Here is a 23,504-nt window from a genome sequence, read left to right on the forward strand (position 1 = left end):
CTAAACAACAGCCAAAATCTTAGCGCTTTTAATAATTATAGGATTCAAAGATATGGTAAAATCTAAAGATAGTATTTTAAAGGACTATCAAAATAACGTTGCAATTCAGGAAACACAAATTAAAGAACTGCATAAAACCCTTAATAACATCTCTTTATCCAGATTAGGTCTGTTTATTATCGAAATACTTTTAGTCAGCATTACTATTTATTTTGGTTATCACTGGGTAACCGGCCTGCTGATGTGCCTGCCTGTCTTATGTTTTATGGTTATTGTGAAACGCCAGAGCGCTAAAGAAAATGAACTTAATTATGCAGAGAAACTACTCTTTGTATTTCAGAATGAAGTAAACCTGATCGTTACCGGTAAAAATAAATATAAAGAAGGTAAACATTTTGAAGACGAATATCATCCATATTCATCAGATCTTGATATTTACGGACATTCCTCTTTATATGCATTTATCAACCGTTCAAACACTGTGAACGGTATGAAGCTGCTTGCTGACAGCTTGAGTAAACCAGGCAATCCAGAGACAATTATTGAACGTCAGGAAGCAATTGCAGAGCTGACCAGGAATATTGACCGTACTTTCCATTTCAGGGCGGGGCTTCAAAATCATAAACCTGAACAGCTGGAAATTATTGCCTATAAACTGGAGCATCAGCTGCCGGAACAACTGAAATTTACGCACAAGCCTCTTTTGAAGATTTATACAGCAATTGCACCTTTTCTATCTGCCGGATTTATTCTGCCGGGCATATTATATGGTGGTGTATATTGGGAAGTATTAGGACTTTATGCACTGATCAATGTAATTTTAAACTTTGCTTATCGTCATGAGATTGGTAAAATATACATGGGATTCAGTAGAAGTGCAAGTTTGCTTAGTGCGATTTCAGGAACTGTAAAGTGGACAGAAGAGTTAAAATGGGAGAGCAAATATATTCAGCGGTTCTCTGCAGAAATAAAGAGTGAAACACCTTTAAGTACACAAATTAAAGAGCTGTCTGGCATTATCAATGCATTCGATGTAAGGCTGAACGTTTTGTTAATGATTATGTTTAACATATTCCTTTTGTGGGATTTCAGATGCTCCATCAGACTTGATCAATGGTTTATCAAATCTTCGAATCAGCTGATCAGAGGATTATATACCATTAGTCAGTTTGAAGAATTGATATCTTTTGCCACATTCAATCATAATGAACCGGATTTTACATTCCCGGTTATCTCAGACACTTTTCATTTCGGGGCCAAAGAGTTGGGGCATCCACTGATTACAGAAAATAAGCGGGTTGTCAATACTTATAGTTTTAATAGTCTGCCAACTGTTGATATTGTAACCGGATCAAATATGGCCGGTAAGAGCACCTTTTTACGCACGGCCGGTATAAATATGGTCCTGGCTTTTGCCGGGGCTCCTGTATGCGCTAAATACATGAAGGTGTCGATCTTCGAAATCCTTACGTATATGAGGATTAAAGATTCATTGAATGATCAGACCTCAACATTCAAAGCAGAGCTCAACAGATTAAAAATGATTCTTGAAGGCGTAACCACATTATCTTATCCTTTAGTACTGATTGATGAAATGCTGAGAGGAACAAACAGTAAAGATAAATACCTGGGATCAAAGGTTTTTATCCAGCAAATGATCCTTAAAAAAACGCCAACGCTCTTTGCTACACATGATCTTCAGTTATCAGAAATGATTGAAAAGTACGCAAAGGAAGTAAGAAATTATCATTTTGATATTCAGTTGTCAGAAGGAGAGATGAATTTTGATTACAAACTTAAAGATGGAGCCTGTAAAACTTTTAATGCAGCGCTGCTGTTGAAAGAGATAGGTTTGAGTTTCAATCCTGATGAATCAGACTCCCGGTAAGCTGCTGGATTTTAATCAGACTATAACTTTACTGTAAACATAACATGAAGTTAACATCAAATTCTCATATTGCCTGTTATAGAATTCAGATATGATTAAAGCATCCGACTTTGGTGACGATTTTTCGTGGGGCGTGGCTACTGCCGCTTTACAGATTGAAGGTGCAGCAGATATGTATGGTAAGGGCCCATCTATATGGGATACCTTTTCTAAAAGATCTGGTAAGATTAAAAAAGGGCATAATCCGGCTATGGCCTGTGATTTCTATCATCGGTATAACGAAGATATTGCACTGGTTAAATTGCTTGGATTTTCTGTATTCAGGTTTTCAATCTCCTGGCCAAGGATACTTCCTTACGGTAAAGGCATTGTTAACGATGAAGGAATCAGGTTTTATCATAACGTGATCGATGAATGTCTGGAACAGGGGATCACACCTTACATTACCTTATACCACTGGGATCTGCCAGAAATACTGGAAGAAGAAGGGGGCTGGACGGCATTTTCAGTTAATATGGCATTTAATGCTTTTGTTACACTTTGTGCTCAGACCTATGGAGATAAAGTAAAAAACTGGATCGTGCTGAATGAACCTTTTGGTTTTACTTCTCTGGGTTATATGCTTGGCGTACATGCACCAGGTAAAACCGGATTAACCAATTTCTTTTCTGCAGTTCATCATACTGCTATTGCTCAGGCCGACGGAGGACGTATCTTACGTGCAGAAGTTTCTAATGCAAATATCGGGACTACCTACTCCTGTTCAGAAATTATTCCCTATACGCAGAGCGATGCTGATATTCTGGCGGCCTCACGTGTAGATTGTCTGATGAACAGGCTATTTATAGAACCTGCATTAGGAATGGGTTATCCGGGGCAGGAATGGGAGGTCATGGAAAAATTTGCGATTTCACACTCTACCTGGAGACATACAGAGCGGTTAACATTTGACTTTGATTTTATCGGTTTACAGAATTATTTTCCACTAACCATAAAGTACAATGCTTTTATACCAGTGGTACAGGCCTGGGAGGTGAAAGCTAAAAACAGAAAGAAACCCTATACCGCTATGGGCTGGGAAATTAACGGAGACAGTTTTTATAATATTATTAAACAGTTTGCTTCCTATCCCAATATCAAAAACCTGATCATTACAGAAAATGGGGCAGCCTTTCATGATAAGCTGGCAGGTGGTGCAGTAGATGATACTGAGCGTATAGAATATTTCAGGCTCTATCTTTTAGCAGTATTAAGAGCCAAAAAAGAGGGGATTAATATCACAGGATATATGGCATGGACACTGCTCGATAATTTTGAATGGGCAGAAGGATTTAATGCCAGGTTTGGTTTAGTACACAACGATTTCAAGACGCAGCAGCGAACCATAAAATCATCAGGATACTGGTGGCAGGAGTTTTTGAAGAAATAAGCCCCAAAATAAAGGCATAAAAAAAACTCCCGTTTTAAAGCGGGAGTTTTTTTATAAATTATAAAACTATAATTAAGCCTGAGCTACTTGTTTACGGATAATATTCAATGCACCACCGGCTTTGAACCAGTCGATCTGCTGTGCATTATAACTATGGTTAACTTTAAACTCTTCTTTCGTTCCGTCAGCATGGTTTAATACCACTGTTAAAGGTACATCAGGAGTGAAAGTTGTTAATCCAACGATATCAATTACATCATCTTCGCGGATTTTATCATAGTCTTCCTTGTTAGCAAATGTCAAACCTAACATTCCCTGTTTTTTCAGGTTTGTTTCGTGGATACGTGCAAATGATTTCACCAATACTACACGAACACCAAGGTGACGGGGCTCCATTGCAGCATGCTCACGTGAAGAACCTTCACCGTAGTTTTCATCTCCAACTACAATCGTTCCGATATGATCTGCTTTATAAGCACGTTGTGTTGCTGGAACAGGGCCATATTCACCAGTTAACAAGTTTTTAACCGTATCAGTTTTATCATTGAAATAATTCACTGCACCGATCAGCATATTATTAGAGATATTATCCAGGTGACCACGGAATTTCAACCATGGGCCAGCCATAGAAATATGGTCAGTTGTACATTTTCCTTTTGCTTTGATCAGTAATCTTAAACCTTTAAGGTCTGTACCTTCCCATGGAGTAAAAGGATCAAGCAATTGCAGCCTGTGAGAAGTTGGAGATACTAAAATCTGAACACCACTTCCATCAGCTGCTGGTTCCTGATAACCTGCGTCATCAACAGCAAAACCTCTTGGAGGCAATTCAAATCCTGTAGGCTCGTCAAGTTTTACCTGCTCACCATTTGCATTGGTTAAAGTATCTGTCAGCGGGTTGAAGCTTAAGTCACCTGCAATAGCTAAAGCTGTTACTAATTCCGGAGAACCAACAAAAGCAAAAGTGTTCGGGTTACCATCAGCACGTTTCGCAAAGTTACGGTTGAAAGAGTGAACGATAGTGTTTTTCTCTTGTTTCTCCGAACCTACTCTGTCCCACATTCCAATACAAGGTCCGCAGGCATTTGTAAATACTTTAGCGCCGATTTGTTTGAACACATCAATAAATCCATCACGTTGTATCGTGAAACGGATTTGCTCAGATCCAGGGTTAATACAATATTCAGATTTAGCCGTTAAGCCTTTTTCTGCAACTTGTTTTGCAACACTTACTGCTCTTGAAATATCTTCGTAAGAAGAGTTAGTACAAGATCCGATCAAACCAACGTCGATTTTCATCGGCCATCCGTTAGCTAAAGCAACCTCTTTCATTTTTGAAATAGGAGTTGCTAAATCCGGAGTAAAAGGACCGTTCAGATAAGGCTCAAGTGTAGATAAGTCAATTTCAATTACCTGATCAAAATATTTAGCAGGATCAGCATAAACTTCAGCGTCACCAGTTAAATGTTCTTTCACAGCATTGGCAGCATCAGCAACATCAGCTCTGTTTGTAGCACGTAAATAACGTTCCATGCTTTCATCATAACCGAATGTCGAAGTTGTAGCACCGATTTCAGCACCCATATTACAGATGGTACCTTTACCAGTACAACTCATATTAGTTGCACCTTCACCAAAATATTCAACAATAGCGCCAGTACCACCTTTTACAGTAAGGATACCAGCTACTTTTAAGATCACGTCTTTAGGTGAAGTCCAGCCGCTTAATTTACCGGTTAACTTGACACCAATTAATTTAGGAAATTTAAGTTCCCATGGTAAACCTGCCATTACATCACAGGCATCAGCTCCACCAACACCAATCGCAACCATACCTAAACCACCAGCATTTACTGTGTGTGAGTCGGTTCCGATCATCATTCCACCTGGAAAAGCATAGTTTTCCAATACCACCTGGTGAATAATACCTGCACCTGGTTTCCAGAAACCAATACCGTATTTATTTGATACCGAAGCAAGGAAATCAAATACTTCTTTACTTTCTGTATTTGCAGCAGGAAGATCTTGCTCTGCACCTAGTTTTGCAGTAATCAGGTGATCACAGTGTACCGTTGAAGGCACAGCAACTTTCGGTCTGCCAGCCTGCATAAACTGCAATAACGCCATTTGCGCTGTTGCATCCTGCATAGCTACACGGTCAGGAGCAAAATCTACATAATCAGTACCCCTTACATAGGAGGTATTTGTATTTTCATCCCAAAGGTGGGTGTATAAGATTTTTTCTGAGAGTGTTAAAGGTCTGCCTACTAATTTACGGGCCGCCTCAACTCGGGGACCAAAGTTTGCATACACCTTTTTGATCATTTCTATATCAAAAGCCATTGATAATATGTGTTAAAAGGTAATATAATTTAAATTATTTGTAGCGAATTTACAAAAAAAAACAGGGTCAGAGTAACCTATATAAGTTCATTATATTATTTATACATGTTCTAAATAAAATAAATGCTCTTCTTCTATTCAATTCAGCAGCAGGCTGTCCATAAATGAACGATATCGTTCATTTATGGACAGGTGTTTTTAGACATCATGCTTCCAGAAGAGGACAGGGCGTATAAAAACACCTGTTTTGCTTTTGGCCTGAACTTCGATAAAGGGTATTAAAAAAATTAAAGCGTATGGAACTTATAACCCTGAGCGGTTAAATATTTTAAGGCAGCTGGTAAAGCAAACTTTAATCTGTCAAATGCTTTCAGACTATCATGGAATACAATTATAGATCCATTCCTTGTGTTTTTGATCACATTCTCATAGCATTTTTCAGGAGAAAGATTAAGATCAAAGTCTCCGCTCAGCACATCCCACATAATCAGATTAAGCTGTGGGTTAATTTTGCGGATTTCTTTAATCTGAGATTTTTTTATTCGTCCGTATGGCGGACGAAAAAGATCTGTTTTCGTTAATTTCTGGCAGTCCAGGAAATTTTGAACATAGGTCTTATTCTCAGTTTTCCAGCCTTTTAAGTGGTTGAAAGTGTGATTTCCGATAGCATGACCTTCATTTTTAACCTGTTCAAAAATTTCAGCATGTTTGTTTATATTGTCACCAATACAGAAGAAAGTCGCCTTGCAATTGAAACTTTTTAAAGTATTTAAAACAAACTCTGTAACAACAGGTATAGGTCCGTCGTCAAAGGTTAAATAGACGACTTTGTCATGCCTGCTTTTGTTCCAGACTAAAGATGAATAATACCATTTTAATAAAAGAGGTGATTTAACCAGATACATTGACCAAATGTAAGAAATTACAAGTGGTTGTAAAGAAATTGATAAAATCGATAAGTTGTTTATTTAAGAAAAATATAAAACCAATGAAAATGTTTACTAATAATACGATGTTCTCAAAATTAGCTTTTGCCGTTACTTTTAGTTTGGTAACGATAGGTATGTCTGCTAACCTGCATGCGCAGGAGACGCTTACCATTCAGGATGCTATTGACCGCATGCTGGAGAATAACCTGAATATTAAGCAGTCTTCACTTAACGTGTCAACTGCAGCGGTGAACCTGGAGCAGTCGAAAGCGGCCCTTTACCCAAGCGTGAGTACAGGTGTAAATAATAACTTTAACTATGGACGTAGTCTGAATCCGGCAACCAATCAGCTGATCACTCAGAATTTTTATCAGGGAGATGGTAATCTTACTGCTTCAGTAGATGTCTTTGGAGGTTTTGCAAAAGTCAACCAGATTAAGCAGAATAAAATCTTATTGGCTGCAGGGAACAGCAATCTGGATAAGATGAAAAATGATCTTATTTTACAGGTGGTTACTGCTTATTTTCAAGTGATATTTAATACTGACTTATTAAAAGCATCTAAAGAACAACTATTAGTTGCGCTGGAAACAGAGCGACGTGAACAGTCTTTATTAGATGCAGGAAATAAAACCCTGGCTGACATTTCTCAGGCAAAGGCTCAGGCAGCTACAGCAGAACTTAATGTCACTAATGCCCAAAACCAATTGACTATTTCTTATCTGACGCTTTCACAGTTAATGGAAATGCAGCCGGATGCTCAGAATTATACAGTGGTTAAGCCAACGATTAAAGATATTGCAGAAGCACAGAAGGTATACGATGCCAATGATGTTTATAATACATCTCTTTCATTTTTTCCGGATATCAAGCTGGCTCAGTTAAACAGAGAAGCAGCCGAAAAAGGTGTCGATGTGGCTAAGGGAAGTCTTTATCCAAAGCTTTCACTGGGCGGCGCGATAGGGTCACAATATTCTTATTCTATAGGTCAGAAATCACCATTGCTTACTCCTGATGCACATTTTAATGATCAGATAAGTAATAATTTTTATCAGGGCATTCAGGTCTCTTTAAAGTTCCCTATTTTCAATGGTCTTACTGCAAGGTCAAATGTGAAAAGAGCAAGGATCTCTTACGAAACCAGTAAAGTAAGTGAGCAGCTGGCCAAGAACAATTTAAATAAAGTAATCGCTCAGGCAGTAGCCGATTTAAGGGCCGCTGACAGCAGATATAAATCAAATGAAAAAACCTTTAATGCGCAAAAAGATGCTTTCAATGTAATTGAACAGCGTTATGCTGTAGGATTGGTAAATTCATTAGATTATAATACTTCAAGAACAAATAGAAACAAAGCAGAAGTTGATTTTATACAGTCAAAATATGATTTACTGTTTAAATCAAAAGTTATAGATTATTATTTAGGAAAACAGATAGCCTTTTAATTAAGCCCGCAATACTCAAAAATAAAAAAGAAAGAAATGAAACTAAAACACATACTCATCGCAGTAGGGGCGCTGGTCGTCTTACTAGTTATCGGAGCCATGACCGGAGTAATAGGCGGTGATAAAGCTGAAAAAGTTACTTTAGAAAAAGCTACAGTCAGAAAAATTGTTGAAACAGTTACTGCAAGTGGTAAAATTAAACCAGAAACGGAAGTTAAAGTGAGTTCCGAGGTATCCGGTGAGGTTGTTGAATTGCGCGTTAAAGAAGGTGATGTAGTTAAAAAGGGACAACTTTTATTCAGGATCAGACCTGATGTATTGAAGTCTGGTTTAGACAGGGCGAGTGCATCTTATAGCGCACAGCGTGCAACTGTTGGTTCATCCGAAGAGCAGTTAAAACAATCTCAGGCCAATTTTGTAAACCAGGAGGCAATTTTCAAACGTAATGTGGAGCTATTCAAGAAGAAAGTAATTTCACTGGCAGAATATGATGCTGCTAAAGCAGCTTTTGTGACTGGCAGGACTAATCTTGAGGCTGCAAAACAGGCTGTTGTTGCTGCAAAATATAATCTTGCACAAATGAGTGCAGGTGTGCAGGAAGCGAGTGCTAACCTGGCAAAAGCAACCGTATTCTCACCAGTTGACGGGGTTATCTCTAAATTATCAGTAGAACTTGGAGACAGGATTTTAGGTACTGCACAATTTGCAGGTACAGAGCTGATGAGAATTTCCAACCTGAATTCTATGGAAGTAAACGTTGATGTGAATGAGAATGATATTAACCGTGTAAACGTAGGTGATAGTGCAGCAATCCAGGTAGATGCATTTGATGATAAGAAATTCAAAGGAGTTGTTACTGAAATAGCAAGTTCTTCGAAAGACATCGCTGTGGCAGCTACAACGGTTGACCAGGTGACTAATTTTGTTGTAAAGGTTCGTATTTCAGCAGATTCATATAATGGGGTTAAAGGTGGTGCAAAAGATCTTCCTTCACCTTTCAGACCGGGATTGTCAGCTACCGTTGATATTCAAAGTTCTTCTGTGAAAAGTTTGTCAGTTCCTATTATGGCCATATTTGTTGAAGGGCTTAAAAAAGATGCTGCTAAAGAAGACAAAGGGGATGAAGATCCGGCGGCAGATAAACAGAAAAGTAAACTGACAGATAAAGCAGTTAAGCAATATCTATATACCTATGCTGATGGTAAAGTGAAAAAAGTTGAGGTGACAACCGGTATTCAGGATGATAAATATATCCAGATTAAAGGTGGTCTGAAAGAAGGGACAGAGATTGTAAGCGGTCCATATTCAACTGTTCAGAACAAACTGAAGGACGGTATGAAAGTAGAAAAAGACGTTAAAGATCAGTCAGTTTCCAAATCAGCTAAGAAGTAAAACAAGCTGTTCGCAATAAATTAAGTAATTTGTCCCGGTTTAAAACATTAAGCCGGGATTTTTTATTTATATATCATGATACCAAAAGTCGCAATGATTGGTGGCGGTAGTTGGGCAACTGCTGTCATAAAAATGCTTTCAGATAATCTTACAGAAAAAGAGATCTATTGGTGGCTGCGTGATACCGCATCTATTGCACACCTTAAGCAATACAAACACAATCCAAAATACCTGAGTTCAGTAGAGCTGAGAATACCAGAAGATAATATCTCCAGTGACATCACTCATATTATTAAACAAGCCGATTATGTAATTCTGAATGTTCCAGCGGCTTTTTTAAAAGAAACTTTGCGGGGCGTTACTCCAGAGATGCTGGCGGGTAAAAAGATCGTTTCAGCGATTAAAGGAATAGTACCCGACGAAAATCAGATTATCGGTGAATTTATGCACGAGAAGTTCAATGTTCCCCTGAATGATATCCTGGTAATCAGCGGACCATGTCATGCAGAAGAAGTTGCACTTGAAAAACTATCTTACCTGACTATAGCCTCAATTAACCTGGAAATTGCAGGCAGTTTCTCGAAATTACTGAATACAAGATATATCAAAACCAATATATCGGATGATATTTTTGGGACTGAATATGCTGCGGTACTCAAAAACATTTATGCCGTAGCCAGTGGTATCTGTCATGGTATTGGTTATGGGGATAACTTCCAGGCCGTATTGATTTCAAATGCAATCCGCGAGATCAAGCGATTTGTAGAAGCTGTACATCCTATCAATCGTGATATCAAAGAATCTGCTTATTTAGGAGATCTTCTGGTCACTGCTTATTCTCAGTTTAGCCGTAACCGGACTTTCGGAAATATGATAGGAAAGGGTTATACCGTTAAATCTGCCCAGCTGGAGATGAATATGATTGCTGAAGGATATTACGCAGCGAGTTGTATGCATGTGATCAACAAGAAATATAAAGTAGAAATGCCTATTTGCCGCGCTGTTTATGCGATCCTCTATGAACGTCATTCTCCGCAGATTGAAATGACATTATTAACAGAACAATTAAATTAAAACAATATAATTATCAGATTGTTATATACAGTATACCGCTGTATAAAATTCAGTTTCCAGCGAAGAGAAACTGCATTTCTGCAAATGGAAACTTAAAAACAATCTATAATATGAACAAGAAATATCTAGTGGGTTTATTAACCCTGGCATTAGCGGGTACAGTCTCTCTTTCTACTCAGGCACAGGAAAAAAAGAAAACTGTTGGTGAAAAAATCGGAAACACAGCTTCGGCAGTTGGTAATAAGACAGCAGAAGTTGCAGTAAAAGGAGTTTCAAAAGTAGGCGACAAAACCTATAAAGGTAAAGTTGCACCAGATGGTTCAGATGTTTATATCAATGGAAAAAACCGGAAGTATTATATAAACAAAAAAGGAGCTAAAGTTTATCTTAAAGCTTCTCAGATTAAAGACAAACCAGCTGGCAAATAGTCAGATCGTAATCATAAATGCAATCCGGATCGAAAGGTCCGGATTTTTTTTGCTCTTTTTTATCAACTATTCGTTAAATGACCATCTGTTTTTATTAATGTCTACTGAATAAGTAGTTTTTAATCAGAATAAGAATATATTTGAAAAAGCTGATAACCAGAAACCTGTTTATTGACAAACCTAAACCCAAACCTAAACAATTGCATATGAAGATTAAACTCTACTCAATCATCCTGTTTTTTACAGCTCTTGCACTGACCACGCAAGCCCAAACCATAAGAGGCACGATAAGTGACACCTCTCAAACGATTATAGGTGCTACCATTTCTGTAATCGGTACAGGCCAGAAGGCAGGTACAAGCAGCACAGGAAAATATCAGCTTAAGCTGGCAAAAGGCGGCACTTATACTGTCTCAGTTTCTTATATAGGTTATCAGACACAGCAAAAGAAAATCACGATAGCCGAAAATGAGACTAAAGATCTCGACTTTCAGTTATTATCCAATGATAATAATCTTGAAAATATAGTCGTATTAGGCTCAAGAAGTGCGCCGAGATCCAATTTGGACACTCCGGTTCCGGTTGATGTTGTTGATATTAAAAAAATCACACAGAACATTCCCCAGGTTTCACTGAACCAGATCCTGAATTTTATAGCCCCTTCTTTCACCTCAAATGTGATGAGTCTGACCGATGGAACAGATCATATTGACCCTGCATCCTTACGTGGCTTAGGACCGGACCAGGTATTGGTTTTAATCAATGGGAAAAGAAGACATACTACTGCCCTTGTGAACATTAATGGAAGTTTGGGTAAAGGGTCTGTAGGTACCGATCTTAATGCAATTCCTACTTCAGCTATAAAAAGAGTAGAAATTCTGCGTGACGGAGCTGCGGCTCAGTATGGATCAGATGCAATTGCAGGAGTGATCAATATCATCTTAAATGACGATGTAAATAAACTTACAGCTAATGTCTCTGGCGGAGGGTATACCGGCAAACATTCTGATGGCCTTGATGGTCAAACTATACAGGCTAATGTAAACTATGGGGTGAAATTAAGTGATAAGGGAGGTTTCCTGAATCTTGCAGGTTCTTACGATTACAGAGATTTTGCTTCCCGTACGACACCTTATCGTGGTGTCATTTATACAGATTATAACAATCCGGGCTTATATCCAACCCCTACCGGCGTTGATATTACCGATGCCGAACTGGCAAGAAGAGGGCAGACCAGATCTGATTTTGTACCGAATATCGGGCAATCAAAAAACAGGGGAGGGGCACTATTCTTTAACTCAGTTATTCCTGTTGCACAGGACGCCGAAATCTACGCTTTTGGAGGGGTAAACTATAGAAATGGGATCTCTAATGCCTTTTACCGTACCCCGCGCCAGCTCAACCAGAATAATGCCATTATTTATCCAAACGGATTTTTACCAGAAATTGTAACAAACAGTCTTGATCAGTCTGTTGCAGCTGGTATCAGAGGAAAATTAGGAGAGTGGAAAGCAGATTTCAGTAATACCTATGGTAGAAATGTAATCGATTTTAAAACAGCGAATAGCTTAAACGCCTCAATGCTCACCGCTTCACCTACTTCATTTGAATCAGGAGGTTATGAGTTTGCACAAAATACAACCAATTTAGACTTTACCCGTTTCTTTAAAGGTCCTTTAAATGGAATCAACGTAGCTTTCGGATTTGAAAACAGATATGAAAATTATAAGATCAAGCCAGGAGAAGAAGCTTCATGGAGAAATTACGGCAATGCACTGCAGGTAGGGGTAGACGGCACAGGCAAGCCAATTCTCATTCCAGATGCGAATGGTAATATCTCCACCCGTTTTGCACCTAACGGTGTTGCTTATGCAGGCGGGGCACAAGGTTTCCCTGGAATCAGCAATGCAAATTTAACCAACGAATCCCGTAACTCGATTGCAGCCTATGGAGATGTGGAACTAAACTTCACAGAAAAGCTATTGGTAGATGCGGCAGCACGATTTGAAAACTATTCAGACTTTGGTTCTACACTGAATGGTAAACTGGCGGCCAGGTATAAATTCTCTGATAAATTCCTGTTCCGTGCTGCGGCAAGTACAGGTTTCAGGGCACCCTCTCTTCATCAGCAATACTTTAGTTCTACCTCATCAGTTTATATAGATGGGAATATTGTAGAGTCAGGGACTTTTGCAAACGACAGTCGTATTGCACAGCTGCTGGGTATCCCTAAATTAAAACAAGAAACCTCTAAAAGTTTAAGTGCAGGATTCACTTCTAATCTTGGGAAGCTAAAAATTACCGTTGATGGTTACTTCATCAGAATCAATGACAGGGTAATCTATACCGGACAATTTACAGGAAATAACTCACCAACTGCATCGCCGCAGGACAAAGAGATTTATGACCTGTTACGTTTAGCAAATGCGACCACTGCAAGATTCTTTGCCAATGCCGTAAATACAGAGACCAAAGGACTTGATGTAGTCCTGTCCTATAATACTGCTTTGGGTGCAGGTAACCTGAGAACAGACTGGGCAACGACTTTTACTAAGACCTCTATTGTAGGCCCGGTACATGCATCTCCGTTACTTGCAGGCAAAGAGAGTACTTATCTGGATGATGCCAGCCGTATTCTGATTGAGAAAGTTACTCCACGTATAAAATCCAATCTTACCTTCGATTATACCATCAATAAATGGAATGTTTTTTTGCGTAACGTATACTTCGGTAAAGTTTCTCAGCCTACCAACGTTGTTGCCAACAGACAAGAGCTTACAGGCAGGGTAATTACAGATATAGGAGCAGGTTATAACTTAACTAAAAATCTTAAAATCACTGTAGGGGCAAACAATTTATTTGATGTTTATCCTCAGGAATTATTATTGGGTTCACAAGGAACCTCAGGTATATTATATCCTAATCAGGCGCCACAATTTGGTTTCCTTGGCAGATATGTATTTACAAGACTATCACTGAACTTTTAATTCCGATATAATTCTTTAAATTTAATGCGTTTTCCTGCCGCTGAGTTTTGAGTCAGCAAATCTTAACAGGCTCAAAACTCAGCAGCAGGAATTTTTTTATAATTTATCTTAGAATGAAAACAAAAACATCATTATCAAACCTGTTGTTAGCACCCTTATGTCTGGGGCTATTGGTATCCTTTACAGCAAAGGGGCAGGAAAACCAGTTTAAGCATGCAGCCGTCGTTACTGCACATCCGGAAGCTTCTAAAGTAGGGGTTGCAGTTATTAAACGTGGCGGAAATGCAATTGATGCGGCAATAGCCGTACAATTTGCCCTGGCTGTAGTTTATCCGGATGCGGGGAACATTGGTGGTGGTGGTTTTCTGGTTTACAGGGGTAAAGGTGGAGATTCTGATGCTCTTGATTATAGAGAAAAAGCTCCTGAAAAAGCATCCAGAGATATGTATCTGGATGCTCAGGGAAATGCAATTACTGATAAAAGCCTTTACGGTGCATTAGCAACAGGAATTCCCGGAACTGTCGATGGGATGGTAAAAGCCCATAATAAATATGGTAAACTAAGCTGGAAAAAAGATATTCAGCCTGCTATAGAGCTGGCAGAAAACGGGTTTCAGATTACTGCTCAGCAAGCTTCAGAATTAAATGGTCTTAAAGAAGGATTCTTAAAATACAACCAGAAGCCGGTAGCCTTTGTTAATAAGGACGGTTTGTGGAAAGCTGGTGATTTATTAAGACAGCCACAATTAGCAAAAACTTTAAAACTGATCAGGGATAACGGCAGAAAAGGTTTTTATGAAGGACCAGTTGCAGCGGCGATAGTCGCTTCCATGCAAAATACCAAAGGTGTAATCACAGCAAAAGATTTAAAAGATTACCAGTCTGTATGGAGAAAAACCGTAACTGGTAAATACAAAAACTATACAGTAATCTCTATGCCTCCACCGTCCAGTGGTGGTATCTCATTAATTACGATGTTACAGCAGGTTAGTGATTACCCATTGAACAAATGGGGTTTTCAGAGAGACTCTACAGTGCAGCTTATGGTCGAAGTAGAACGCAGGGCCTACGCAGACCGTGCGACCTATTTAGGAGATCCTGACTTCTTTAAAGTGCCTCAGGCTGCCCTGTTAAACCCTGAATACATCAATTCAAGAACTAAAGGAATCAGTTTTGACAAAGCTACCCCAAGCTCCGGGGTAAAACCTGGTATTTTGGCCCCTATAGAGAGAGAAGAAACTACGCATTACTCCATCATAGACAGCGAAGGTAACGCAGTATCTGCGACAACAACATTGAACGGTGCTTATGGATCACTTGTGGTAGTAGATGGTGGTGGTTTTATCCTGAACAACGAAATGGATGACTTCTCTGTAAAACCGGGTACTCCAAACATGTATGGTCTGGTTGGCGGGGAAGCCAACTCAATTGTTCCCGGCAAGAGAATGCTGAGTTCAATGACCCCGACAATTCTGGAAGAAAACGGGAAATTAAAAATGGTTGTAGGGACCCCTGGAGGATCAACTATCATTACCTCAGTTTTCCAGACGATATTAAATGTACTGGTCTTTGGACAAAACATGCAGCAGGCAGTTGCAGCCCCAAGATTCCACCACCAGTGGTTACCTGATGAGGTATATGTGGAAAAAGGAGCAATTGACAATGCTACAAGAGTCAAACTAGAATACAAAGGCTATAAAATAACAGAGCGTAAGCCGATGGGACGTGTAGATGCTATCCTGGTCAAGCCAGACGGAACCCTGGAAACAGGTGCAGACCCAAGAGGTACGGATAAAGGTTTAGGCTACTAAAACCCTCAAAAAACATAAACCTGCCAGATTGACTCCGGCAGGTTTTTTTATGCGCTTAATAACGCGCCAACCAACAAATGAAAGAGTTTTGGCGGTATAACCTATGCGTGAAGAAGGAAGGAGAAATGCCAAAAGAAACTGCAAACATTTATACCTTAACCCAAATATCAAATCAGACAAGCCTATTTTATGGTTCCTTTTTTTATTCCCCTCCCCAAAAACCCTTTCAAAAAAAAACAGCCCGATAAATCGGGCTGCTAATTTTATATTTAAGTTGAGATTAAGATCTGCGTCTTCTTTCGCCAGTTCCGCTTCCGCCTTCACGTGGTTTACCAGAGAAATCTCTGAAACCTCCAGCGCTGCTTCCACCTTCGCGTCTTCCGCTTCCGCCAGAATTACCGCCACCGTAGCTTTTTCTTTCGCCACCGCCGTAACTCTTTCTTTCACCACCACCATAGCTTCTTCTTTCACCGCCACCGCCAGAACTTCTTCTGTCGCCACCGCCGCTATAGCTTCTTCTTTCACCGCCACCTCTTCTTTCGCCACCTTCAGGAGCGTCGCCAGATTTTTCAATTCTAACACTACGGTTATTGAACTGGATGTCTTTGAAATTTGCGAACAATGAATCAACAATAGCATTTTCAACTTCAAAGAATGAATAAACACCTTTAAGGTCAATTTTACCAATGTTTTTTCCACTGATTTTACCATTGTTACATACAAAAGATAATAAGTCACCTCTTGTAAATTCATCTACCGAACCTACGTTGATAAACAAACGGGTAAAATCACTGTTTCTAGCACCTCTTGCGCCACGCTCAGAACGTTCACCACGTTCGTCGTTAGCAGCTGCATTTAAATCAGGTGCATTTTTGTAATACTCTAAAAAGCGGTTAAACTCTAAAGATGCAAAACGTTTGATCACTTCTTCTTTGCTTAATTCAGCAAATTCATCCATGATTCTTGGGATGTACTGCTCAATTTGTGCTTCATTTACTTCAACATTGTGAACTTTGTGAACCAGTGAGAAAAGTTGTTTTTCACAAACATCAAATCCAGTAGGTAATTCAGCTTTAGTAAATTGTTTACCGATGATTCTTTCAATCTGACGGATTTTTCCAGTTTCTTTAGAGTTGATGATACAGATTGAAACACCAGATTTACCAGCTCTTCCTGTACGACCACTTCTGTGGGTATAACTTTCAATTTCATCAGGTAATGAATAGTTAATAACGTGGGTTACGTTGTTAACATCGATACCACGTGCTGCAACATCAGTAGCAATTAATAATTGCATGTTACGGTCACGGAAACGCTGCATAACTTTATCACGTTGTTGTTGTGATAAGTCACCATGCAAAGCATCAGCATTGTAACCATCCTTAATTAAGTTCTCAGCAACATCCTGTGTATCCATTTTGGTTTTACAGAAAACTACTGCGAAAATTTCAGGGTTGAAATCTACAATACGTTTCAAGGCAGCATATTTATCTCTGGCACGTACTACATAGTACTCATGCTCAATATTTACGTTACCCGTGTTTTTGGTTCCCATAGTCAACTCAGTAGGGTTGTCCATGTAGTTTTTAGCTATTCTTCTAACCTCAGGAGGCATAGTAGCTGAAAACAACCAGGTTTTTTTGTCGTCAGGTGTAGTAGACAAGATATCATTAATGTCTTCCTGGAAGCCCATGTTTAGCATTTCGTCAGCCTCATCAAGAACTACATATTTCACACTGCTGAAATCTATAGCCTTACGACCGATAATGTCTAACATACGACCCGGTGTAGCTACAACTACTTGTACACCGTTTCTAATTTCACGCAATTGCTGCACAATGTTCGCGCCACCGTAAACGGCAACAACACTAGCACCAGGCGTGTTTTTTGAGTAATTTTTGATGTCGCTGGCAATTTGTAAGCACAGCTCCCGAGTAGGGCATAGAATTAAAGCCTGAGGCTTATTCATCTTGAAGTCAATCAGTTCAATTAGCGGCAAACCAAATGCTGCTGTTTTTCCTGTTCCTGTTTGGGCCAAACCAACAAAATCATTATTGCCCTCTAACAGCACAGGAATAGCTTGCTCCTGAATAGGTGTTGGATTTTCGAAACCTAAATCCTTTACGGCATTAACAACGTCATCACTTATCCCCAATAATTTAAATGGGTTTATCATTTTAACTTTATTTATTAAGCCGCAAAGGTAAGCTTAATTTTTGGTATTTGTTTGGTACATAACCAAATAATAATTATAAGCTTAACTTTTTGAGTGTTAATGGTTAGGCTATTTGACCTTTAAGTAAAAAAATTAGCAGATAAAAGGGGTTAACCAGCCAGCAAAAATTGTGATGTTACAGCCAGTGGGGCCGTTTATCTTAGTCTGTCTGCCGATCTGATTAGTTTATCATCCTGATTAATACCCCGGATTGCAAGCAGACAGAAAATAATGGAGAGCAAGGGTAAAAATGCGCCTGTCCCGATAGTAGAACTTTGTAAAAGGTTAGGTGTATTGAGTGCATAACTTGCTGTCCAGCCAATCAGAACAAGGATTAGGATCAGCGTAAGCAGGACGATACGTTTTTGTAATGTTCTGTTTTTGAAATTGAAGATATTGGCCAGGCAAATGAGTGCTGTAAGAATTGTTCCCCCAAAAAGTGCAGTAAAAGATGCCGTTTTCTGGCTGATATTATTAACCTTCTGATAAATACCACTAATCTGGAATGACAAATCCCCGGTATTGCCCTGCACAGTTAAAATAGGTAAAATTAACAGTAAAAACAGTGCAGCAGATGCTAAAAATAACCAGATGGATTGGACTCTTTGTATCATATCAATTTAATAATTTCCAACAAATATATTAAAAGACATTAAACGTCTGTCTTGTTAAGCGGAAAAAAGTATTTTTGCATTACATTGAATACACAACGTTTTTTTATAGAATTAGCCTACGATGGAACAAGCTATCATGGCTGGCAGACGCAGCCGAATGCAATAACCGTTCAGCAGGAACTGGATAGAGCTTTATCTGTTTTCTTCAGGCAGCCTGTTGAAACATTAGGCTGTGGCAGAACCGATGCAGGTGTTCATGCCAGCAAATTTTTTGCGCATGCAGATTTGCAGGATGTCACAGAAGCAGCTGCTATGAATGCAGTGGGAAGCCTGAATTCTCTTTTGCCTTACCCTATCGCTATCAAAAGGATCTTCGGTGTTTCACCGGTGGCGCATGCACGTTTTGATGCGACAGCCAGATCTTATGAATACCATTTTCATTTCCATAAAGACCCTTTCAAGCTGAACCGGTCATGGCTCTATAAGGGTAAGCTGGATATTGAGGCTATGAATATTGCTGCGGCAGCGCTGTTAAACTATACCGATTTTACTAGTTTTAGTAAGTCTAATACTTCAACGGCTACAAATAATTGTAAAATTACCGAGGCTTATTTCCGTGAAACGGCTGATGGGCTTATATTTACTATCTCAGCAGACCGCTTTTTAAGGAATATGGTCCGTGCAATTGTTGGAACCTTAATCCTGATTGGCAGAAAAGAGATAGGACTTGCGCAGCTGGAAGAAATTATAGGAAGTAAAAACCGGAGTAATGCCGGGCAGTCAGTACCTGCCTGTGGTCTTTACCTCGTGAATATCATTTATCCTTTTGTAAAATAATTATATGTCGAAAATTACAGGTGATGCGTTAAATGTTGGCTTACTGAAAAGGGTTTTTCAGTATGTAAAGCCTTACCGCAGCATATTTATCTGGTCGGTTATTTTAACCATACTGCTTGCGCTGATTGCGCCGGTAAGACCATTCCTGATCAAATACACCTTAGATAATTATATTCTGAAGGGACAGCACAGCGGATTGGTGATGATGACCCTGCTGATGCTTTTTTTACTGGTTGTACAAAGTGTCATTCAGTATAGCCACACACTGCTGACCAATACGCTCGGGCAGTCTGCTATCCGCGATCTGAGGATTAATGTATTTAATCATATCACTAAGCTCAGACTGCAATACTTTGATAAAACTCCGATAGGACAACTGATTACCCGTACAGTATCCGATCTGGAAACTATATCCGATATTTTTTCGGAAGGTCTGATTGTTATCATTGGTGATATACTACAGGTCATTGCCATCATAGCAGTCATGTTTTATGCAGACTGGGAGCTGACAGTGGTTGTGCTGCTGCCTATGCCACTGCTGATTATGGCAACCTCTGTATTTCAGAAATCTATTAAATCTGCATTTCAGGAAATCAGGACTGAAGTTTCCAACCTGAATACCTATCTGCAGGAACATATCACAGGTATTTCTATCATTCAGTATTTTGCGAGAGAAGACCAGGAATTCCGTAAATTCAAAAAGATCAATGCCCGTTACCGCGATGCAAATATTCGTTCAAACTGGTATTATTCCATCTTCTTTCCTGTCGTAGAAATTATATCTGCCATGTCACTGGGTCTTTTGGTCTGGTATGGTTCCAGAAGTATACTTAGTAAACCTCTGGATGTTACCCCCGGTACTATCGCCGAATTTATTCTTTATATCGGCATGCTTTTCAGGCCAATCAGAGAGCTTGCTGATAAATTCAATACGCTGCAAATGGGGATGGTAGGGGCGGAGCGCGTATTTAAAGTATTAGATACGAAAGAGCTGACTACAAATAGCGGGACTTATCAACCAGAGAAAATGGCTGGTAATATCTCTTTTGATAAAGTTTGGTTCGCTTATAATGACGAGAACTATGTGTTAAAGGATCTTACTTTTGAAGTAAAGGCGGGGCAGACAGTGGCCATGGTAGGTGCTACCGGAGCCGGGAAATCTTCTACCATTAATATCCTGAACCGTTTTTATGCGATTCAGAAAGGGGAGATTAAAGTAGATGGTGTCAGTATTGATGATTACGAGTTAAGCTATCTGAGAAATAATATTGCGACTGTACTGCAGGACGTTTTCCTGTTTTCTGATACTATTTTTAATAATATCACCTTGAATAATCCAAAGATCACAATGGATGAGGTGGTAGACGCTGCACAAAAAGTAGGCGCACATGATTTCATAGAGAGACTTCCGGGAGGATATCAGTATAATGTAATGGAGCGTGGTGCAACGCTGTCGGCAGGGCAGGCACAGCTGATTTCATTTATCAGGGCGCTAGTGTATAATCCATCGATTCTGGTGCTGGATGAAGCAACTTCTTCTGTAGACACAGAAACGGAAATGCTGATTCAAACGGCTATCGATAAGTTAATGAAAGGGCGTACTTCTATTGTTATTGCCCATCGCTTGTCAACAATACAGAAAGCAGATCAGATTATTGTGCTGGATAAGGGCGAGATTAAGGAAATTGGTAATCACCAGGAGTTACTGAAACTGGACGGGTATTATAAGAAATTGTACGATTTGCAGTTTCACTCTGTTGGGATTGTCGCTAATTAAGGTTTGTCTAAAAGATCATAAAAAAGTAACAGGTGTATTCGGCCTACGCTCCATGCCGGAGCTGATGCCCGAATACACCTGTTGCTTTTTTATGATGACATTTTTAACCCCTCGGGGGCGCTCCTTTGTTGGTTGGTGATCATGGTTCGTGTTCATGAGCTTAGCACTTAATATTGATACTTTGCATGATAATTTAATAAACAGGGGTGCTTATGCTTACAATTTTTTACGATACTGCATATTATTAAGATATTGCATATTGTTAAGTATCAACACACACAATTAAGCATAAGATGTCAATATATATTTACTAAGTATAAGGTATTCTATCAAACAGGTTCACCATAAGTGAGAAGTCAAATTATCTTTTTGACTAAAAAACAATATTATTTCTTTACTGGGTGTCAAATTTTGTACTATCCAACTATCCTGCTAAATAATTAACCCATCTAACTTAACCTTCATTTAACCTGATTCTCTCCGGATAACCACCAACCAGGTCTTCCTTAATTTTCACCTGTCTAACCCTTAAACAAGTCAGATATCGAAATAAAATAAGAGTATAGTAGTTTTTTGGCATCGTTCCTGTTTCAAGGAACGCCAGCCATAAAACTACTATACTCTTATTTTATTAAAGTTTTCTTACGCCACCCCCTTACTGCTGAGAAACATTCTTTTCATTATAATTGGAAATGCATTTGCCATTCCATTCAATAATCTTAGATTTGCATAAAAAATTATAGATACATGAGTGTTTTAGTAAATAAAGATTCAAAAGTAATTGTACAAGGTTTTACCGGAAATGAAGGTACTTACCATGCTTCACAAATGATAGAATACGGAACTGACGTAGTTGGCGGGGTAACTCCTGGTAAAGGCGGACAAACTCATTTAGACAGACCGGTTTTTAACACGGTTAAAGATGCGGTTGATCAAGCTGGAGCTAATGTATCTATTATCTTTGTTCCACCTGCATTCGCTGCAGATGCTATTATGGAAGCTGCTGAAGCTGGAATAAAAGTTATTGTATGTATTACTGAAGGTATCCCTACAAAGGATATGATTCAGGTTAAAGAATATATTGCTGGAAGAGATTGCCGTTTAATCGGTCCAAACTGTCCGGGTGTTATTACTGCTGATGAAGCTAAAGTTGGTATCATGCCAGGTTTTATCTTCAAAAAAGGTACAGTAGGTGTGGTTTCTAAATCAGGAACATTAACTTATGAAGCAGTTGACCAGGTAGTGAAAGCAGGTTTAGGTATCACTACAGCAATCGGTATCGGTGGAGACCCGATTATCGGAACAACTACTAAAGAAGCTGTTGAATTGTTAATGAATGATCCTGAAACTGAAGGTATCATCATGATCGGTGAAATTGGTGGTGGTATGGAAGCTGAAGCTGCGCTTTGGATTAAAGAACATGGTACAAAACCAGTTGTAGGTTTCATCGCTGGTCAGACTGCTCCTGCGGGACGTAGAATGGGTCATGCTGGTGCTATCGTTGGTGGTGCTGATGATACAGCTGCTGCTAAAATGAAAATTATGGCAGAATGCGGAATCCGTGTAGTAGAAAGTCCTGCTGAAATCGGTGAAGCTATGGCAGAATTATTAAAGAAATAATCCTTCTTAAATCAAGAAATTGCCCAGGCAAGATCTAATATAAAAGAGGTTCGCATCAAAACGAACCTCTTTTTTTGTAAATGCATTTTTATCATGTATTTGTCAGCTTAAATCAGCTTTGTGCTAAAAACTATGAGCTGCCGTTTAAACGTATATAGCGTATGAGAACGATCATCAGTAAATCAATATTTATAGCGGGGCTGGTTTGCATTTGCAGCCTGATGGCCTGCGCTCAGAAACAGGAAAAACAACCTACACCCAAAAACACCGGCAAAATGGAATGGAATAAACTAACTGCAGAAGAAGAGGATGTAATTGTGCACAAAGGCACGGAATATCCAGGAACAGGAACGTTACTAAAAAATACAGCAAAAGGGACTTATATCTGCAAACGCTGTAATGCACCCCTTTACCGTTCAGAGTCGAAATTTGAGTCTTCATGCGGCTGGCCAAGTTTTGATGATGAGATCAAAGGGGCGGTAATCCGTATTCCGGATGCAGACGGATCACGTACCGAAATCGTCTGCGCAAACTGTAAAGCACACCTTGGACACGTGTTCATAGGGGAAGGGTTTACAGCAAAAAATACACGTAACTGTGTGAACTCAATTTCAATGAATTTTGTTCCCGATAAATAGCTTTTAAGATAACTTAAACCCTGTAAATGCCCTCTGGTATTTGTGTAAATGCCCGATGATCAGATCATTGGGCGTTTTTT

General features: G+C 39.3%; 17 protein-coding genes. 12 read left to right on the forward strand and 5 right to left on the reverse strand.

Going from position 1 to position 23,504, the window contains the following annotated elements; translation table 11 throughout:
* The first annotated feature begins 52 nt into the window (after positions 1-52).
* Together HDE68_RS09595 and HDE68_RS09600 are read left to right on the forward strand one after the other, a co-directional pair.
* The gene (locus HDE68_RS09595) at positions 53-1,888 is read left to right on the forward strand and encodes a MutS-related protein (RefSeq protein ID WP_183881261.1); all 1,836 of its coding nucleotides are present in this window, start codon (positions 53-55) and stop codon (positions 1,886-1,888) included.
* A 91-nt stretch (positions 1,889-1,979) separates the two neighbouring features.
* Entirely contained in the window at positions 1,980-3,317 is a 1,338-nt protein-coding gene (locus tag HDE68_RS09600; RefSeq protein ID WP_183881262.1) for a GH1 family beta-glucosidase, read from the forward strand.
* Positions 3,318-3,389: 72 nt separating this feature from the next.
* Here the strand turns inward: HDE68_RS09600 and HDE68_RS09605 are convergent, their stop codons facing one another.
* A complete protein-coding gene (locus HDE68_RS09605) occupies positions 3,390-5,660 on the reverse strand; it encodes an aconitate hydratase (RefSeq protein WP_183881263.1) in 2,271 nt (756 codons plus the stop codon).
* Between the two features lie 287 nt (positions 5,661-5,947).
* Positions 5,948-6,565, reverse strand: a complete 618-nt coding sequence (locus HDE68_RS09610) for a polysaccharide deacetylase family protein (protein WP_183881264.1) — start codon at positions 6,563-6,565, stop codon at positions 5,948-5,950.
* An 89-nt stretch (positions 6,566-6,654) separates the two neighbouring features.
* Between HDE68_RS09610 and HDE68_RS09615 the strand changes: the two genes are divergently transcribed.
* The 6 genes from HDE68_RS09615 to ggt all read left to right on the forward strand — a co-directional run bounded on the left by HDE68_RS09615 (position 6,655) and on the right by ggt (position 15,723).
* Entirely contained in the window at positions 6,655-8,031 is a 1,377-nt protein-coding gene (locus HDE68_RS09615; protein ID WP_260171727.1) for a TolC family protein, read from the forward strand.
* A gap of 36 nt (positions 8,032-8,067) precedes the next feature.
* Positions 8,068-9,423: an efflux RND transporter periplasmic adaptor subunit gene (locus HDE68_RS09620; RefSeq protein WP_183881266.1), complete on the forward strand. Its 1,356-nt coding sequence runs from the start codon at positions 8,068-8,070 to the stop codon at positions 9,421-9,423.
* Positions 9,424-9,498: 75 nt separating this feature from the next.
* On the forward strand, positions 9,499-10,497 hold the full coding sequence (locus HDE68_RS09625; protein ID WP_183881267.1) for an NAD(P)H-dependent glycerol-3-phosphate dehydrogenase: 999 nt from the start codon (positions 9,499-9,501) through the stop codon (positions 10,495-10,497).
* 110 nt (positions 10,498-10,607) lie between these two features.
* Complete coding sequence (locus tag HDE68_RS09630; RefSeq protein WP_183881268.1) at positions 10,608-10,925, forward strand: hypothetical protein; 318 nt, start codon at positions 10,608-10,610, stop codon at positions 10,923-10,925.
* Positions 10,926-11,131: 206 nt separating this feature from the next.
* A complete protein-coding gene (locus tag HDE68_RS09635) occupies positions 11,132-13,912 on the forward strand; it encodes a TonB-dependent receptor (protein WP_183881269.1) in 2,781 nt (926 codons plus the stop codon).
* Positions 13,913-14,025: 113 nt separating this feature from the next.
* A complete protein-coding gene (ggt, locus tag HDE68_RS09640) occupies positions 14,026-15,723 on the forward strand; it encodes a gamma-glutamyltransferase (protein ID WP_183881271.1) in 1,698 nt (565 codons plus the stop codon).
* Here ggt and HDE68_RS09645 read toward each other — a convergent pair.
* The 3 genes from HDE68_RS09645 to HDE68_RS09655 form a co-directional block, all read right to left on the reverse strand.
* The gene (locus HDE68_RS09645; RefSeq protein ID WP_183881273.1) at positions 15,712-16,047 is read right to left on the reverse strand and encodes a hypothetical protein; all 336 of its coding nucleotides are present in this window, start codon (positions 16,045-16,047) and stop codon (positions 15,712-15,714) included. The two genes, ggt and HDE68_RS09645, sit on opposite strands and share 12 nt — an antisense overlap.
* On the reverse strand, positions 16,004-17,899 hold the full coding sequence (locus HDE68_RS09650; RefSeq protein ID WP_183881275.1) for a DEAD/DEAH box helicase: 1,896 nt from the start codon (positions 17,897-17,899) through the stop codon (positions 16,004-16,006). The genes HDE68_RS09645 and HDE68_RS09650 overlap by 44 nt, the downstream gene beginning before the upstream one ends.
* Before the next feature lie 194 nt (positions 17,900-18,093).
* Positions 18,094-18,552, reverse strand: coding sequence for a DUF4293 domain-containing protein (locus HDE68_RS09655; protein WP_183881277.1), 459 nt, complete (start codon positions 18,550-18,552; stop codon positions 18,094-18,096).
* Between the two features lie 78 nt (positions 18,553-18,630).
* Here HDE68_RS09655 and truA point away from each other — a divergent pair, with 78 nt between their 5' ends.
* The 4 genes from truA to HDE68_RS09675 all read left to right on the forward strand — a co-directional run bounded on the left by truA (position 18,631) and on the right by HDE68_RS09675 (position 23,424).
* The gene (gene truA, locus HDE68_RS09660; protein WP_183881763.1) at positions 18,631-19,389 is read left to right on the forward strand and encodes a tRNA pseudouridine(38-40) synthase TruA; all 759 of its coding nucleotides are present in this window, start codon (positions 18,631-18,633) and stop codon (positions 19,387-19,389) included.
* A gap of 4 nt (positions 19,390-19,393) precedes the next feature.
* A complete protein-coding gene (locus tag HDE68_RS09665) occupies positions 19,394-21,166 on the forward strand; it encodes an ABC transporter ATP-binding protein (protein WP_183881279.1) in 1,773 nt (590 codons plus the stop codon).
* A 747-nt stretch (positions 21,167-21,913) separates the two neighbouring features.
* Positions 21,914-22,786 (forward strand): succinate--CoA ligase subunit alpha, encoded by an 873-nt coding sequence (gene sucD / locus HDE68_RS09670; RefSeq protein WP_183881281.1) that lies wholly within the window; start codon positions 21,914-21,916, stop codon positions 22,784-22,786.
* A 161-nt stretch (positions 22,787-22,947) separates the two neighbouring features.
* Entirely contained in the window at positions 22,948-23,424 is a 477-nt protein-coding gene (locus HDE68_RS09675) for a methionine-R-sulfoxide reductase (RefSeq protein ID WP_183881283.1), read from the forward strand.
* The last annotated feature ends 80 nt before the right edge of the window (positions 23,425-23,504 follow it).

The organism is Pedobacter cryoconitis (assembly GCF_014200605.1).
GTDB lineage: Bacteria > Bacteroidota > Bacteroidia > Sphingobacteriales > Sphingobacteriaceae > Pedobacter > Pedobacter cryoconitis_B.